Here is a 17,255-nt window from a genome sequence, read left to right on the forward strand (position 1 = left end):
TTCCCGCTGTTGTATCGGTCTCAATTTCGACCCACCCGAATCCTGCCAACAACCCGCGTAAGGGTGTCATCAAACTCCGCGGAACTGTCCAGCACCCGAATCTGGCCTACCACGATTCCTTCCACCAGCTTTTCTTCCTGAAACTCCCTGCGGTTAAGCCCAAGCCGGTCAACGAAGACCAGCTTTCGGGACGCGTTGATCCGAACTGCCAGCTTCAGGCGAGCCGGCTCTTCCTCTGACGAAGTGGGAGCAACCACAATCCATCCGCCCAACTTGAGACTATCGACCTGTTTCCGGGCGATTAGCTGCCGTTCCCGTGCAAGTCTTTCCTGTTCAGCTTTCTCATCTTGCAACCGCTGCTCTTCGGCTAACTGTCTCTGCTGCTGCAACTCTTCCTCGCGAGCCGCCTTTTCCTGCTTGCGCTGCAGATCCTCCTGCTCGCGTTTGCGACGCAGCGCCTCTGCGCGATCCCTAGCATCCCTGGCAGCTTGCTCACGCTGTTTGCGCTGCTTTTCGCACACCGCGGCGAGCAGTGTCACTGTCTCCTTCAGAACCTGGCCAAACGGCGTCAGCTCGGGGAGTGGTCGCAAGTCACCTTGGGCCCGGGCCCGCTGAAACTCCGACCATGGCTGTAAACCCAGCTTTACCCCGGCACCGTTAGTCCACAGGATTTCCGCGGTGTCTTCCAGCAGCGCAAAAAAATAACGACGATGTTCCTTTGTGCCCTCGCCCTCAACAAACCAACGCCCCTCGCTTTCCTCGGCAACACCGGCGTCCACTCCAGAGAACTCCAACCAGGAACTGTCCCAGCGGAACGTTGCCGAAGACGGTAAGGCATCTGCCAGCTCCGGCGCTTCTCCGCGCAGCCGCGACACCATGACACTCTCTATCCCGGAAAGCGCATCTGCGGGCAGCGCTCGATCAAAAACACGACTCCAGACATCCAGGATGCGATCACCGATCTGTTCGCCAACATGGTACAGGCGATTCCGATCCTGATCCGATAATGACGGATCTCCGACCCAGACAAGCCATTCCAGAAGTTTTGAACCATGGCGAAAGGTATCCCCTTCAACACCCGACTCCCAGATAGATTGCTTTAGAAGATGGTGCCAGTGATCCAGAAGAAAGCGACTGACCGGCTCCGGCAACCTTCGCCCCTGCAACGCCCGACCAATCAAAGCCCGGGCCGTCTGATCGGCACGCCGTTGTCGCGCCGCCCCCCGCTCTGTGTCCAAAAGACGCTGTCTGAGTTTTCCGGTTTGCCCATTGCGCTTGTCAGCGTCTTCTTTCCATTGCTGGCAGAAGTCGTCAACCGCCGACATAGTCCCCGACTCGAAACTGCTCGATATCGCAATGACCAGAGCGTCGAGCTGGTCGAGCAATACCTTAGCCGAACGTCCGCCGGAATCACTCCAGCCGCGCCATACCTGAAGGCTATCGAGCCACTCAACCAAGGCGTCGCTGAAGGCCCTGGCTCCTTCAAGATTCATTCGCCAGGCAAGAAAGAAACGCAGACGGGCAACACGCCGTGACAGTTCCGGATGCAGACCGCTGGTTTTCAGGAAAACGTCCATAATCCGGTCGGCAACATAGGCAGCGTTGATCTGCCTGGCTGACCAGTTCAGGTGGACGGAACGAACGACACGGGTAACGCGCTCATCCCGCTGCTCGGCCCAGCAGGACAGAAGGAGCGGGCGCCAGTCGCTGACCGACTCCGGGGCGAGCTTTCCTGGTGGGTATGGCAGATCCGGAACGCGGATCCCTGCAAGGACATCACCAATTTTCCCCGAAACCGTTCTCCCAGAAGGAACATCCCGCGGTTTCTGCCTGTTTTGTGACATCCGGTCCTCGTGCTGAAGAAGCGTTGAAAAGGCCTACCAAATGACGCAGTATAACCACCTCGCCGGGGTTAATCGCAACTGGATACCGGCGACCTTTGCGTTAATCTGCAACTCCGTTGGCATTTGTTCGTCCAATGTGAGTGCAATGATCAGAATCGGGGATACACAACAACATGTCGGGCAAAAAACTAGAGAACCTGAATGTGGCCAGCCAGGAACCACTGATTACTCCTGAAGCGCTAAAACAGGAGATGCCGCTCTCCGACAAAGCCGCCGAGACTGTCGAAAACGGGCGTCAGGCCATCTATGACATCATGGACGGTACCGATCATCGCCTGTTCGTGGTGGTGGGCCCCTGCTCCATCCATGATGTGGAGGCTGCCCGAGACTATGCCCAACGCCTGAAAAAGCTTGCTGACGAAGTCAGCGATACGCTTCTGATCGTGATGCGCGTCTATTTTGAGAAGCCACGTACAACGGTGGGCTGGAAAGGTCTGATCAATGACCCGCAACTGAACGATACCTTCGATATCGAGCAGGGTCTCCACATTGGTCGCCGCCTGCTTCTCGATATCAACGAGCTGGGTCTGCCCGCAGCCACCGAAGCACTGGATCCGATTTCTCCTCAGTATCTGCAGGATACCATTGCCTGGTCAGCGATTGGCGCCCGCACAACCGAATCCCAGACCCACCGCGAAATGAGCAGCGGGTTATCCATGGCCATTGGCTTCAAAAACGGTACAGATGGCAGCCTGGACGTTGCCGTCAACGCCATGAAATCCGTGTCTCATCCACACAGTTTCCTTGGCATCGATCAGCAGGGCAAAGTTGCCATCATCCGCACCAAGGGCAATAACTACGGCCATGCCGTGCTTCGAGGCGGTGGCGGCAAGCCAAACTATGATTCCGTCAGCGTGGCTCTCTGTGAGCAGGCACTGGAGAAGGCGAAACTGCGTAAATCCATCATGGTTGACTGCAGTCACGCGAACTCAAACAAGGATCCCGGGCTTCAGCCCCTGGTCATGCAGGACGTTGCGCACCAGATTCTGGAAGGCAACAACTCTATTCAGAGCCTGATGGTTGAAAGCAATATCAACTGGGGCAATCAGTCCATTCCGGAGAACCTCGCCGATCTGAAGTACGGCGTTTCAGTGACCGACGCCTGTATCGATTGGCAGACCACCGAGAAGGCCATTCGTGAGATGCGTGACAAACTGAAGGATGTGCTGCCCACGCGCAAAATTGGTTAAGCAGCTTCAGCCACAAGTCTGAAAAAAGGGAGCCTGAGGGCTCCCTTTTTTGTGCGTTCTTTCCATCTATTTTCAGTGACACAAGTCGGCCAATGCCGTAGCAGCCCTAGACGTCCACACGGTTCCTCTCGGGCAAACCGCCAACCCAGTCCAGGCGATCCCGCAAGGCCACCACGTGACCAATGATCACAAGCGTGGGCGGCTGAACCGGCTGAGACTCGACCCGCTCAACGATGTCGATCAGGGTCCCCGTAATCACCCGTTGTTCCGGAGTCGTTCCCTTGGAAACCAGCGCCACTGGCATTTCCTGAGACATCCCATGTTCGACCAATTGCCGGCAGATGATCGGTAGCCCTACGAGGCCCATGTAGAACACGAGGGTCTGGTTGTTCTGGACAAAATCTTTCCAGGGCAGATCGCAGGTATCGTTCTTGAGGTGTCCGGTTACAAAACGCACTGACTGGGCGTAATCGCGGTGGGTCAACGGAATACCCGAGTAGGCCGCACAGCCAGATGCCGCGGTTATGCCGGGAACCACCTGGAAACGAACTCCAGCGGCCGCCAGAGTCTCTATTTCTTCACCACCTCGACCGAAAATGAACGGATCTCCGCCCTTTAGCCGCACTACTTTTCGCCCTTCCCGCGCGAGGTCCACGAGACGTTGATTGATCTGATCCTGTGGCAAAACGTGATTGGAGCGCTGCTTTCCAACATGGACCTTTTCAGCCGATTCCGGAATAAGGGCCATGATCTCCGGCGACACGAGGCGGTCGTAAAGCACGACTTCTGCAGACGTTATAAGGCGCCATGCTTTAAGCGTAAGCAGCTCCGGGTCGCCGGGCCCGGCCCCAACCAGGGCGACCTCTCCCGCAGAGCTGTTCGGGTTATCCGTTACCGGGTTGACCCGGTAACGGATCGGTGCAGGGGTTGCACCAACGCCCTTCCCTGGTGCATTTGTCAGCTGTTCGGTCATTGGATTCGGTCGATGCCTCCCATGTAAGGCTTGAGTACATCCGGAACCAGAATACTGCCGTCGGCCTGCTGGTAGTTCTCCATCACGGCAATCAGCGCACGGCCTACCGCCAGACCGGATCCGTTCAGGGTGTGGACAGGCTCAGGCTTTCCGGTTTCCGGGTTACGCCAACGGGCATGCATGCGTCGTGCCTGAAAATCACGGGTGTTCGAGCAGGACGAGATTTCCCGGAACTTCTGCTGGCCTGGCAGCCAGACCTCCAAGTCATAGGTCTTGGCCGCAGAGAAGCCCATATCGCCACCACAGAGGGTGACCACACGGTAAGGCAGCTCCAGCAACTGGAGAACCTTCTCAGCGTGCCCCGTCAGGGCATCCAGCGCCCCATCGGAATCCTCAGGCCGAACCACATGCACCAACTCGACTTTGTCGAACTGGTGCTGGCGAATCATGCCTCGGGTGTCACGGCCGTAGGAGCCGGCCTCACTGCGAAAACAGGGAGTGTGACATACCAGTTGAAGCGGCAGCTCTTTGGCGTCCAGGATGGTATCCGCGACAAGATTGGTCGCAGGAACCTCGGCGGTTGGGATCAGGTAGAGAGGATTCTCGCCCTCCATCTTGAACAGATCGTCCTCAAACTTGGGTAGCTGCCCGGTTCCATACAGAGTTTCCGCGTTCACCAGATAGGGCACATAGGCTTCGGTGTAGCCGTGCTCACCGGTATGCAGATTCAGCATGAATTGAGCCAGCGCCCGATGCAGGCGGGCAATCGGGCCCCGCATCACCGCAAACCGGGAATGGGCCAAGCGGCTTGCGGTCTCAAAATCCAAACCATTTAGCCCCTCTCCCAGGGCCACATGGTCCTTTGCCTCGAAATCCAGCGCTCTCGGGGTGCCCCAGGTCCGAATTTCGACGTTGTCATCTTCACTTTCACCGGCCGGAACATCCTCATCCGGAAGGTTGGGGACACCCGCCAGAAAATCCGAGAGTTCTTCCTGCAGGCTTCTCAGCTCATCTTCCGCGGCGGATTTCTCTGCCTTCAGGCTCTCCACTCTGTCCAGCAGGGGCTGGATGTCCTCACCCGCGGCCTTGGCCTTGCCAATCGACTTTGACTGCTTGTTTTGCTCGCCCTGCAGCGTCTCCGTGCGCACCTGGAGGGCACGACGGCGTTCCTCGAGTTGCTCGAAAGTGGCGGTATCAAAGGTAAAGTTCTTGATGGCCAGCCGACGGGCAATCTCTTCAGTTTGAGTACGGACGCGTTTTGGATCGAGCATGGTTATCCTGACTATTCCGGTTAGCGATGTGTGGTAAATGACTGGCCATTATACCTGCACTGAGGCTGGTGGCTACCGTAGGGCCCGCTCAGGAGTAGCGCTTTCGGGAACTCTGCGCGTTGAGCCGATCGAGCCGGTCGCGTTTTTCCGCCAACTTGATTTCGAGGCCGCGATTCACTGGCTGGTAGTAGCGGCGCTGATGAATGGCCTCGGGCAGGTAGGATTCCCCGGCAGCAAACGCGTCGGGTTCATCGTGGGCGTAACGATAGGACTCGCCATGGCCCATGGTTTTGAGAAGCTTGGTCGGAGCGTTCCGCAGGTGCACGGGCACTTCGAAATCCGGATCCTGACGGATGTCTGCCATGCATTGATTGAACGCGTTGTAGACCGCATTACTTTTCGGGCACATTGCCAGGTAGGTCACCGCCTGGGCCAGTGCCAGCTCCCCTTCGGGTGACCCAAGACGCTCCTGGGCCTCCCAGGCATCCATGCTCAACTGAAGAGCCCGTGGATCGGCATTGCCGATGTCCTCGCTGGCAATACGGACCAGACGGCGCGCAACGTATAAGGGGTCGCAGCCGCCATCGAGCATCCGACAAAGCCAATACAGGGAACCGTCCGGATCCGAGCCCCGAACGGATTTATGAAGCGCGGATATCTGATCGTAAAAAACATCTCCGCCCTTATCAAAGCGACGCAGGCTGGTCTGCATGACCTGTTCAAGCTGCTCATGGGTGATCCAGTCCTGACCCTCGGAGTCCGGCTCGGCGAGATCCGCCGCAACTTCCAGGATGTTCAGGGCACGACGGGCATCGCCTGCTGATGCGGCCGCCATCAGTTCCAATACGTCTGTCGGAACGGATAGTCGGCCTTCAAAGCCATCGCTTGAAACGAGGGCCCGCTCAAGCAATCGCAGAATGTCCTCGTCATCGAGATTTTTCAGGACGTAAACGCGGGTACGGGACAGCAGGGCACTGTTAAGCTCAAAGGACGGGTTCTCAGTGGTGGCTCCCACAAAGATAAAGGTGCCATCCTCAATATGGGGAAGAAATGCATCCTGCTGGCTCTTGTTGAAGCGGTGCACTTCATCCACAAACAGGAGCGTGTCCCGGCCTTCGGATTGTTTCCGGTTACGGGCCCGTTCCACAACGGCACGAATTTCCTTCACGCCACTGAGCACTGCAGAAATGGTCTCGAAGCTGAGGTCACTGAGGGAGGCCAGGAGCCGTGCAAAGGTGGTCTTGCCTACGCCCGGGGGGCCCCAGAGGATCATGGAATGCAGCTGCCCCTGTTCCACGGCCCGGCGAAGTGGTTTACCGGGCCCCACGAGGTGCAGTTGGCCGACATAGTCGTTCAAATTCGCCGGCCGCATACGGGCGGCCAGGGGGCGAAAGCCCGGCTGTTCCTCGAACAGACTATCCTGCATCAGGCCCCATCCCGGATGATGTCCACTCCCTCTGGATAATCGAGGGAGAATGCGCTGTTGTCCACGCTCTCATTCAGCCTGATGTTATCGAAGCTCAGCACACTGAGCTGGGACAACGAATCCTGCATCCGCATCTCCTGGAGCTCGCCTTTGAAAAAAGTGAGACGCAGGGAAACAAACAGGGAATCGGGGTTACGGGGTTCGAGGGTATATTCCCGGGTATGGTCGCCGATGGCCTTCCTGGAAACCTTGTAGGTTTCCTCAAGATTGTCGACTTCGCCACTCAGCAACAGGGCCGGCGTGGTCTGGACCCGTTCATCCAGATTGTGAATTGTCACCTGCGCCAGATCCGGGTCATAAACCTCGACGGTTTCTCCGTTACTGACAATAAACTGGGACAAGGGTGCACTGGTTTCCCAGTAAAACAATCCGGGACGTTTTGCCTTCAATGCACCGCGGGTTTCCTGAACCCGATTTCCGTTCTCATTGACAACGATCTGGAGGAAATCCGCCTGATAGGATTCGTAGCTCTTGAGAACAGATGCCAGCTGGGCCGCCGCATCCCTGGACTCTGACGGATTTTCTGCCGCTTTCGCTGCCAGCGCACACAGGGTTACAACTGCGAGGGCAAACATCTTCAGAAACGGGTGGTATTGCATACGGAACGGCTCCTAATCTCTGGGGGGTGGCGGTGCCAAAACTTCACGGGCACCGTTGTGCCCGGCCGCACTGACCACGCCGGATGCTTCCATGGCATCGACGAGGTTCGCCGCACGGTTGTAGCCAATCTTGAACTTGCGCTGAACAGATGAAATCGAAACCCGCCGGCCTTCGGTAACAAATGCAACCGCTTCGTCGAACAGTGCATCTCCCTCACTGTCACCGCCACCCTCAGCGAGGGTCGGTACGCCCGGCAGGTTCTCGCCCTCGGCACCGTTCAGGACATCGTCCACATAAACGGGTTCGCCACGGGCTTTCCAGGCACTCACGACGCGATGGACTTCGTCATCATCGACAAAGGCACCGTGAACCCGAACCGGGAGACCGGATCCTGGCGGCAGATAAAGCATGTCACCATGCCCCAGAAGCTGTTCGGCACCGCCCTGATCGAGAACCGTCCGGGAATCGATCTTCGATGACACCTGGAACGACATACGTGTGGGGATATTTGCCTTGATCAGGCCGGTAATCACGTCAACGGATGGTCGCTGTGTCGCGAGCACCAGATGAATGCCGGCTGCCCTCGCCTTCTGGGCAATCCTGGCAATCAGCTCTTCCACTTTTTTGCCAACAATCATCATCATGTCGGCAAATTCATCGATGACGACCACGATGAACGGCAGGGTTTCCAGTTCCGGACGCTCCTCCTCATCGTTGGCGAGGTATTCGTCCGGCTTCCAGAGCGGGTCAAGCAACGGCTCGCCCGCTGCCCTCGCATCCTTAACCTTGCGGTTGTAACCGGCAATATTGCGCACACCAAGATTGGCCATAAGGCGGTAACGGCGCTCCATCTCGGCCACACACCAGCGAAGCGCGTTAGCGGCCTCTTTCATGTCGGTAACCACCGGCGCCAGCAGGTGGGGAATACCGTCGTAAATGCTCAGCTCCAGCATCTTCGGATCGACCATGATGAAGCGGACTTCATCCGGCGTCGCTTTCAACAGCATGCTGAGCAACATGGCGTTCACACCCACCGACTTGCCCGAACCGGTGGTGCCAGCGACCAGCAGGTGGGGCATCTTGGCGAGGTTGGCGACCATCGGGTTACCACCGATATCGTTACCAAGCGCAAGTGTCAGGGGCGACGAGGATTCCTCGAACACTCTGGCTCCAAGCACTTCGCTCAGTCGGACCATCTCCCGCTCTTCGTTGGGAATTTCAATCCCGACAACGGATTTGCCCGGAATGACCTCGACAACCCGGACACTGAGAACTGCCAGCGAGCGCGCAAGATCCTTGGCCAGATTCGAGATCTTGCTTACCTTCACACCGGGTGCCGGTTTAATTTCAAACCGGGTGATCACAGGCCCGGGATTGACCTCCACCACTTCCACCGAGACACCAAAATCGCCCAGCTTTTCCTCAAGCATTCGGGACATGTGCTCAAGGGATTCCTCGGAATAGCCTCTTTCCTTGTGCTCTTCAGGCGGATCCAGCAACGAGATAGGCGGAATAGGATTTTCCAGGTCTTCCAACAGCGAAGGTTGCTTTTCTTTACTGTTTTTGCTCGACGGTGGCTGCTCGTCCTTCTTGAACGGTGATATTTTCAGCGACCTGCCAGCCGGACGGGGTGATGACTCTACCGGCGCAGACATCGCCTGAGGAGGCTCTGAAGGCTCCTTGTCGTCGGTCGAGCTGAAGCTCTCGATTGGGTCCGGCTCGGGTTCCACCGCCGCACTGAGACCTTCCAGGCCGGGCTCTTTCCTCTCGGCCGGGGCCTTCGGTGATTTTTTCGCTTTGGGGCGGCCAAAACCGGGAATTCGGTGCCACCATCGCGGCCCTTTTTTGCCCTTGGAAACGGCGTCGGGCTTTGGGGCAGCCACACGGTCTTTGACAACCGGCGGTTCCGCTTTGGGCGCTGGCTCGGGCTTTCTCTTCTTCGGGTTGGGACTGAACAGCCCCTTTAACGCCAATCCGGCCCTGAGGGTCATTCCCCCGATCTGGTCCATCAACCAGAACCAGGACAGCCCCGTGGTGACCGTGATAGCAAACAGAAAAATGGCAATCAGCAGAAGCGTTGTGGCCGGCAGATTAAAAAACCGGACCATGGCTTCGGATACGGCGGTTCCCAACACCCCGCCAGAGGACACGCCGAGACCAAACACCGAATAGAGCGAGAGCAGACTCGTGGCGGACAGCAGTATCAGCAAAAAACCGCCGAAGCGCATCATGAACAGCGGCCAGTGCAAATCCATGGAATCGTTTCGACGGCGGATTAGCATGAGTGCATACCCGGCAATCATGAGCGGAAACAGGTAGGCGACCTGACCGAAGAAATCCATAAACAGGCTGGCCAGCCAGGCACCGGTGCGGCCGGCGTAATTCTGGACACTGGTATCATGGCCGATGCTGGCCCAGCCAGGATCAGACGGGCTGAATGTTACCAACGCCATCGCAAAGTATATGCAGAGCGCAATCAACGCGATCACGGCGCCTTCACGGGCGCCCTGTGCCACCAAATGGCGAAAGCGCAGCTGCTTCTCGGTCAGTTCCTGTGGTGCTTTCTTCGCTTTTGCGGACTCGGCCATGAATACTCAAACGTTTCCATTGCTTGGGTTCTGAAGTGCCTGAAAGCCACGAGCAAAATCGGTCTTCAGGTCCTCGACTGCTTCTATACCCACCGAAATACGGATCAGGTTTTCGGTGATACCCGCAGCGTCCTTGTCCTCGGGAGACAGGCGACCATGGGTGGTGGTGGCCGGATGGGTAATCGTGGTTTTCACGTCGCCCAGATTGGCGGTAATTGAAATCATCCGGGTGGCGTCAATGAACGACCAGGCTTCTTCTCGCCCGCCCTTCACACGAAAGGATAGAACACCACCAAATCCCGATTGCTGCTGTTTTGCAAGCTCATGCTGCGGGTGACTCTGCAGCCCGGCATAAAAAACCTCCGCCACCGCAGGTTGTTGCTCCAGCCACAACGCCAACTCTAACGCATTGTCGCAGTGGGCACGCATACGGATTGGTAAGGTTTCCAGTCCCTTGAGAAACACCCAGGCGTTAAACGGACTCATGGTGGGCCCCGCGGAGCGAAGGAAGCCGTAGACTTCGTCCATCAGCTTTGACGATCCAACCACAACACCTCCAACGCAACGACCCTGACCATCCAGGTATTTGGTCGCTGAGTGGATAATGATATCAGCACCATGCTCCAGAGGACGCTGCAACACCGGCGTGCAGAAGCAATTGTCGACCACAAATAGTGCGTCATTGTCGTGCGCCAGTTCAGCGAGACCGGCCATGTCCGCAACTTCGCAGAGGGGATTCGACGGCGTTTCGATAAAGAGCATACGGGTTTCAGGTCGTACCGCTGCAGCCCATTCATCCATATCCGTGAGGCTCACGAACGAGGTCTCGACTCCAAACTTCGCCATGTATTTCTGGAACAAGACATTCGTGGTGCCAAACACGCCTCTGGAACACACAACGTGATCGCCGCTCTTCAGCAGCGCCATACAGGTGCTCAGGATGGCCGCCATTCCCGAAGCCGTCGCCACTGCACGCTCGCCGCCTTCCATCGCGGCGATTCGTCCCTCAAACGCCTGAACGGTGGGATTGGTAAACCGCGAGTAGATGTTGCCGGGCTCGTCGCCGCCGAAACGGGCAGCCGCCTGGGCGGCACTCCCGTAGACAAAACTGGATGTCGGGAAGATCGGATCACTGTGTTCGAGTTCACCCGTGCGCACCTGCCCTGCCCTCACCGCCAGAGTATCTACCGACATACCCTCCAGATCCGATTCCGGGATCCAGACGTTTTGTTCGCGGCGAAAGGTCATGAGTTACTCCTGGTATCACGCGTTGCGCAGTTAATCTTCGTCATTGTACAAGTCGATGATGCCGTTATCGCCGGCATCCCCGCCTTGCTGCTTGGCACGCTTGTCGTCATTACGGGCTTCTTCGAGGCGATTCAGGTAGTCCTGATCAACATCGCCGGTGACATAGTTGCCGGTAAATACCGAACATTCCCAGCCTTCGATTTCCTCGTTCACATCATTGACGCAAGCGATCAGATCCTCGAGATCCTGGTACAGCAGCCAATCGGCGCCAATCAATTCGCGAATTTCTTCCACCGTCCGGTCATGAGCAATCAGCTCACTGGCCGAAGGCATATCGATGCCATACACGTTAGGATAACGAACAGGCGGCGCCGCCGATGCGAAGTACACATTCCGTGCACCGGCATCACGGGCCATCTGAACGATTTCCTTACACGTCGTTCCGCGAACGATGGAGTCGTCGACCAGCATCACGTTTTTATCGCGAAATTCCAGATCAATCGGGTTCAGCTTCTGGCGAACAGACTTCTTGCGCATCTTCTGGCCCGGCATGATAAAGGTGCGGCCAATGTACCGATTCTTGATAAAGCCCTCTCGGAACTTTACCCCAAGGCGGTGGGCCATCTGCATGGCCGACGTCCGGCTGGTATCGGGGATGGGCATTACCACGTCGATGTCGTGGTCCGGTCGCTCACGAAGCACCTTGTCAGCAAGAGTTTCGCCCATACGCAGACGGGCCTTATACACCGACACTTTGTCGATGATGGAGTCAGGCCTGGCAAAATAGACATGCTCGAAAATACAGGGATAAAGGTGGGGCTCTTCTGCACACTGTTCGGTGTAAAGTGTGCCGTCGGTTTCTACATACACCGCCTCGCCCGGAGCAATATCGCGGACCAGCGTGAACCCGGCTGCGCTCAGCGCGACGCTCTCCGAGGCGATCATGTATTCCTTGCGACCGTCCTCCACCTCGCGAACACCGTAGCAGGCCGGGCGGATGCCGTTCGGATCACGGAAACCGACGATTCCGTAGCCGGTTATCATGGCGATGACGGCATACGCTCCACGACACCGCTTGTGCACTGCCCTTACCGCAGCAAAAATCTCGTCCTTGGTTGGGTCCAGCTTGCCCAGTTTCTGGAGTTCATGGGCGAAAACGTTCAGCAGTACTTCGGAGTCTGAGTTGGTGTTGATATGGCGAAGATCGGTACGGAACAGGTCCTGGCTGAGGTCATCGGCATTGGTCAGATTGCCGTTATGGGCCAGCGTAATCCCGTAAGGGCTGTTCACATAGAACGGCTGAGCTTCGGCGGAGCTGGAGCTGCCGGCGGTCGGATAACGGACGTGGCCAATGCCTACATTGCCAACGAGCCTGCGCATATGCCGGGTATGAAACACATCACGAACAAGCCCGTTGTCCTTGCGTAGAAAAAAACGTTCATCCTGAAAGGTAACAATGCCCGCCGCATCCTGGCCCCGGTGCTGAAGAACAGTCAGTGCATCATAGAGAGACTGATTGACGTTGGAAGTACTGACGATGCCGACAATGCCACACATGGATACGGTTTTCTCCGGGTGTTAGATCTGAATGTTAGCTGGAGGTAGACGCGGGTTCCACGCCTTCCTGCTGTTGACTGCTGCCTGGTTCACCTTGCCCTTCCGTAGCAGGCCCCAGGAAACGGGCGAATTCGTCACCCAGCGTACGGCGTGACCAGTCTTCCACGACGGCTAGCCTGGTTATCATCAACGATTCCCGCCACCAGGTATCCTGCGCCAGTGGGGTATATCGCGTAAAGGCAATCGCGACGATCACCACAACGACACCGCGCAGGAGCCCGAATCCCATTCCCAGGACCCGGTCGGTTGCCGATAGGCCGGTGGCCCGCACAAGGTGACCAATCATGTTGTTGATGATAGCGCCCACGATGAGCGTGCCAAAGAAGAGTATTGCAAACGCTGCGATCAAACGGACCAGGGGCGTCTCGACAGTGCTCTCCAGAAGGGTTTGCATCTGCGGGTGGAAAGTTCTGGCGAGTATGAACGCACCCACCCACGTCACCAGAGACAAGGCTTCCTTGACGAAGCCACGTTTCAGACTGATGAGCGTGGAAACTGTAATCAGGGTAATGATGACCCAGTCGATCCAGATCAGCGCTTCCATGAAGAATCCGATGGAAAAAAGGAAGCGCGAATTCTATCAGGAAACCGCCCGCCACCAAACTGCCCGGCCAACATAAACCGACCGAAAAGAACTTATTTATCGCCGGTTGTGACCAGGCTGTTAAGACTGAAGGCTTCATCAAGACTGCGCTTGGCCGCTTCGGCATCCGCCTTGCTGGTAAACGGACCACTGAATACGCGGGTCAGGGTGGCGTCACCACGTTCAACTTCCTGCAGGTGTGAGGCGTAACCCTTATCACGCACTTTGTCTCGCAGGCGGCGGGCATTGTCGCCGTTACCAAAGCTGCCCAGCTGCACCACCCACGAACCTTCCAGGGAACGGCTATATTCGGCCGATTCAGCCTCGTTGCTTACCGCAGAAGTGTCGGGAGACTCGGCCGGGGCGGAATCCTCAGCAGCCTCTGCCGTCACCTCTTGCACGGGCTCGTCAGGCTCCGGCGGATTTGACTCCGGCGCGCCGTCGAATGGTTCTTTCTCATCTTCCACAATCCGGTAGTCCGGCGCATCCGACTCCGATGTAACCTGTTCAGGCTCTCCAGCCTCAGGCGCAACTGCCGGCTCTTCATAGGTTGGCGGCACAGCACTGTCAGACTCTGGGGACGTCACCTCGGGAAACGGCGGCTCCTCGGGAATCTTGATGCTGGTGGACGTGCGCTCGGAATGCGGCTCATCGAACAACATGGGAACAAAGATAACCGCAAGGGAGACCAGTACCAGCGCCCCGATTATTCTTTGCTTCAATCCATCCACGATTACCGGCTCCCGTTAAGTAATGATTGACCAGACTTGGCGTTAGCAGCAGATACTAACTGGCATCCCCAAAGAACTCAAAGCACCGGCCCAAGCTATGGACAAAGTTTAAGGCGGCTGTCCCAACCGGCATCCAACCTCAGTGGGCCCTAGCTCCCCGGTCGATCCTGCCCTGCAAACTTGGCCAGAATGTGGGCAATACGCTCGCGCAACTGCTGACGATCGAGAATCATATCGACGGCGCCCCGCTCAAGCAGGAACCGGCTGCCCTGAAACCCTGCCGGCAAACCTTCAAGCTCAACCTGCTCAATAACCTCCGGATAGCAAGAGCCGCTCCGGGCATCCGGTTCGGCAATGTTCAAGTCACCAAGCATCGCCAGGCTCGCAGAAACTTCCCCGTAAACCAGATCCGTTATCACGGAAATATACGGAATCCCCTTCTGTTTCATGCGCTCAAGCACAGCGGCGGTCTTGGCCATCTGCATCAATGCCAGGAACCCTTCCTGCACCCTTGCACCACCACTGGCGGAAAAACACACCAGCGGAATCTGGTGATCAAGAGCGACGTTCGCGGCCTGGACAAACTTTTCGCCCACGACCTCGCCCATCGAGCCGTCCATAAAACTGTATTCAAAGGCGCAGGCGACCAGGTTGACCCCGAGGGTGGCGCCCTCCATGACCACCAGTGCATCACTCTCGCCCGTGGATAACCGGTGCTCAGATAACTGTGCCTGATAGCGTTCGCTGGCCTCAAACTTCAGTGCGTCGGAAGCCTCAAGGCCTGAAGCTATTTCCCGTCGGCCTTCTTCATCGAGGAACATCTCAAGACGCTGACGGGCGGTAATGGGCGTCAACCGAGTTCGCGCTTCCGCAACAGTAAAGAACGATCCGAATACGACGATCAGATCTTGCTGCCGGGCGCAGGCCCTGGCAGCAGTGATGGCCTCGTCCACCGTTTGGACCTGATCGCAGTCCAGTAGCCCTGCACCCTCTGCCCTACCATGCAACGATTCGGCGGTAAGTCCGCGGGGAACGTCAAGCCCCGCCAGCCACCAGTGGTCCACAACCGGTTTCATGGCCTCAAAGACACCTTCCACATCTTTGTCACCCAACGCCGCATACACGGCCAATACTCGGCTGTCGGTGGTTTTCAGAGATGCCAACCGACTGGCAAGCCAGCTTGCAGCATGGGGGTTGTGCCCCACGTCCACAAACACATCCGGATGTTCCGCCATCCTTTCGAAGCGGCCCGGGACTTTGAGCCTGGCCAGCGCCCGCTCGATAACAGACACATCCATGCCAGGCTCAAGAGCCCGCAATGCCACTACCGCCGCAGCGACACTCGGAACAGGCAGCGGTCCGGCAGGCAGCGTAACCTTCCAGCCCTGGTAATCCAGTACCACAGTGGCCGGGCCTGCGCCCTGGGCACTCCCCATTTCGAGCAAATGATAATCTCGGCCGGCAAGCGCGAGATCGACCTTTTGAGCGGCGACCTGCTGAAGAACCGATCGGGGGGGATCAGAATCCGCGTAAACGGCTGGAATGTTGGGCCGGAGCACTCCAGCCTTCTCAAACCCAATCACCTCGCGGTTATCACCCAAAAAGGCGACATGATCAATGTCTACCGACGTTATGATCGCGATATCCGCATCAAGCACATTCACGGCGTCCAGTCGACCGCCAAGCCCCACTTCAAGTAGCCAGTCGTCTACCCCCGCCTCGGAAAACGCGACAAAGGCGGCCAGCGTCCCGAACTCGAAGTACGTTAGCGAGATGTTGCGACGGGCCGCCTCGACGCGTTCAAAAGCCGAGACCAGCGACGCATCACCGATATCACAACCATCCAACCGGACTCGCTCATTGTAGGATTGAATGTGCGGCGAGGTATAAGCGCCGGTTCGCCGACCTGCTGCCCGGAGCAGTGCCTCGATGGACGCAACAGCGCTGCCCTTTCCATTGGTACCGGCAACGGTAATTATTCGAGCCTGTGGCTTGCGAGGAAAAAGCCTGCGCAAAACCATAAGCACGCGGTCGAGACCAAGATCGATTTCGGTAGGGTGAAGGGCTTCGAGGTAGGCGAGCCACCGGTCGACAGTGGCGCCAGTCCCCGGTGGGATTGGGGACTGGCCAGGTTTGTTACTCGATGGGGGCATCGGTTTCCGGTTTTTCCGTTACTTCAAATTCGATCGGCTCCTCGGTTCCGGGCCGCTCCTGGCCCGTGAACTTCGCCAGAACGTGCGCAATGCGTTCACGCATCTGGTGGCGATGGAGGATCATGTCGATGGCGCCATGGTCCAGCAGGAACTCACTGCGCTGAAAGCCTTCCGGCAACTTTTCCCGAACGGTTTGCTCAATAACACGGGGACCGGCAAAGCCTATCAGGGCGTTGGGCTCAGCAATATTGAGATCACCCAGCATAGCCAGACTGGCAGATACGCCGCCAAATACCGGATCTGTCATCACCGAGATATAGGGGATACCTTCCAGCTTCATCCGCTCAAGGACAGCTGCTGTCTTGGACATCTGCATCAGCGACAATATCGCCTCCTGCATCCTGGCACCGCCACTGGCAGAGAAGCAGACCAACGGTATGCGCTCTTCCAGGGCAACATTGGCAGCCTGAACGAACTTTTCGCCAACAACCTGGCCCATGGAGCCACCGAGGAAATTGAACTCAAAGGAACAGGCTACGAGCGGGACCCCGAGCGTTGTGCCCTTCATCGCCACCAGCGCATCTTTTTCACCAGTGGACTTCTGTGCGTGGGACAACCGGTCCTTGTAACGCTTGCTGTCCTTGAATTTCAGTCGATCCCAGGGCTCCAGCTCGGCAGCAATCTCTTCACGACCATCCGGGTCCAGAAATACATCAAGGCGGCGACGTGCACTGACCCTCAGGTGATGATTGCACTTGGGACAAACATCCAGATTCTTCTCAAGTTCCGGCTTGTAGAGAAAGGCCCCGCACTTGGGGCATTTTTTCCACAACCCCTCCGGCACGCCGGTCCTCTGCTTGGATTCCGAGCGAATCTTGCTCGGCATTATCTTGTCCAGCCAGTTACTCATG

Annotated in this window: 13 protein-coding genes; 1 reads left to right on the top strand and 12 read right to left on the bottom strand. The window is 57.3% G+C overall.

Features of this window, described 5'->3' with window-relative positions; all coding sequences use genetic code 11:
- Window positions 1-20: 20 nt before the first annotated feature.
- Entirely contained in the window at window positions 21-1,844 is a 1,824-nt protein-coding gene (locus tag KZO34_RS01485) for a DUF1631 family protein (RefSeq protein WP_219472641.1), read from the bottom strand.
- A gap of 173 nt (window positions 1,845-2,017) precedes the next feature.
- Between KZO34_RS01485 and KZO34_RS01490 the strand changes: the two genes are divergently transcribed.
- Window positions 2,018-3,094: a 3-deoxy-7-phosphoheptulonate synthase gene (locus KZO34_RS01490; protein WP_219472644.1), complete on the top strand. Its 1,077-nt coding sequence runs from the start codon at window positions 2,018-2,020 to the stop codon at window positions 3,092-3,094.
- 106 nt (window positions 3,095-3,200) lie between these two features.
- Here the strand turns inward: KZO34_RS01490 and cobA are convergent, their stop codons facing one another.
- The 11 genes from cobA to accD form a co-directional block, all read right to left on the bottom strand.
- Window positions 3,201-4,067, bottom strand: coding sequence for a uroporphyrinogen-III C-methyltransferase (gene cobA, locus KZO34_RS01495; protein ID WP_219472646.1), 867 nt, complete (start codon window positions 4,065-4,067; stop codon window positions 3,201-3,203).
- Complete coding sequence (gene serS / locus KZO34_RS01500) at window positions 4,064-5,338, bottom strand: serine--tRNA ligase (protein WP_219472648.1); 1,275 nt, start codon at window positions 5,336-5,338, stop codon at window positions 4,064-4,066. Before serS ends, cobA begins: the two co-directional genes overlap by 4 nt.
- A gap of 88 nt (window positions 5,339-5,426) precedes the next feature.
- Entirely contained in the window at window positions 5,427-6,764 is a 1,338-nt protein-coding gene (locus KZO34_RS01505; protein WP_219472650.1) for a replication-associated recombination protein A, read from the bottom strand.
- Window positions 6,764-7,423, bottom strand: coding sequence for an outer membrane lipoprotein chaperone LolA (lolA, locus tag KZO34_RS01510; RefSeq protein WP_257900133.1), 660 nt, complete (start codon window positions 7,421-7,423; stop codon window positions 6,764-6,766). Before lolA ends, KZO34_RS01505 begins: the two co-directional genes overlap by 1 nt.
- A gap of 12 nt (window positions 7,424-7,435) precedes the next feature.
- Entirely contained in the window at window positions 7,436-10,012 is a 2,577-nt protein-coding gene (locus tag KZO34_RS01515) for a DNA translocase FtsK (RefSeq protein WP_219472651.1), read from the bottom strand.
- A 6-nt stretch (window positions 10,013-10,018) separates the two neighbouring features.
- A complete protein-coding gene (locus tag KZO34_RS01520) occupies window positions 10,019-11,260 on the bottom strand; it encodes an O-succinylhomoserine sulfhydrylase (protein WP_219472654.1) in 1,242 nt (413 codons plus the stop codon).
- 30 nt (window positions 11,261-11,290) lie between these two features.
- The gene (purF, locus tag KZO34_RS01525) at window positions 11,291-12,817 is read right to left on the bottom strand and encodes an amidophosphoribosyltransferase (RefSeq protein ID WP_219472656.1); all 1,527 of its coding nucleotides are present in this window, start codon (window positions 12,815-12,817) and stop codon (window positions 11,291-11,293) included.
- A 34-nt stretch (window positions 12,818-12,851) separates the two neighbouring features.
- The gene (locus KZO34_RS01530) at window positions 12,852-13,421 is read right to left on the bottom strand and encodes a CvpA family protein (protein WP_219472657.1); all 570 of its coding nucleotides are present in this window, start codon (window positions 13,419-13,421) and stop codon (window positions 12,852-12,854) included.
- 92 nt (window positions 13,422-13,513) lie between these two features.
- Window positions 13,514-14,191, bottom strand: a complete 678-nt coding sequence (locus KZO34_RS01535; protein WP_219472660.1) for an SPOR domain-containing protein — start codon at window positions 14,189-14,191, stop codon at window positions 13,514-13,516.
- 149 nt (window positions 14,192-14,340) lie between these two features.
- Window positions 14,341-16,344, bottom strand: coding sequence for a bifunctional tetrahydrofolate synthase/dihydrofolate synthase (gene folC / locus KZO34_RS18830; protein ID WP_374706509.1), 2,004 nt, complete (start codon window positions 16,342-16,344; stop codon window positions 14,341-14,343).
- Window positions 16,328-17,254, bottom strand: coding sequence for an acetyl-CoA carboxylase, carboxyltransferase subunit beta (accD, locus tag KZO34_RS01550; RefSeq protein ID WP_219472662.1), 927 nt, complete (start codon window positions 17,252-17,254; stop codon window positions 16,328-16,330). Before accD ends, folC begins: the two co-directional genes overlap by 17 nt.
- Window position 17,255: the final 1 nt, after the last annotated feature.

The organism is Marinobacter sp. F4206 (genome assembly GCF_019392195.1).
In the GTDB taxonomy this organism is placed as follows: Bacteria; Pseudomonadota; Gammaproteobacteria; order Pseudomonadales; family Oleiphilaceae; genus Marinobacter.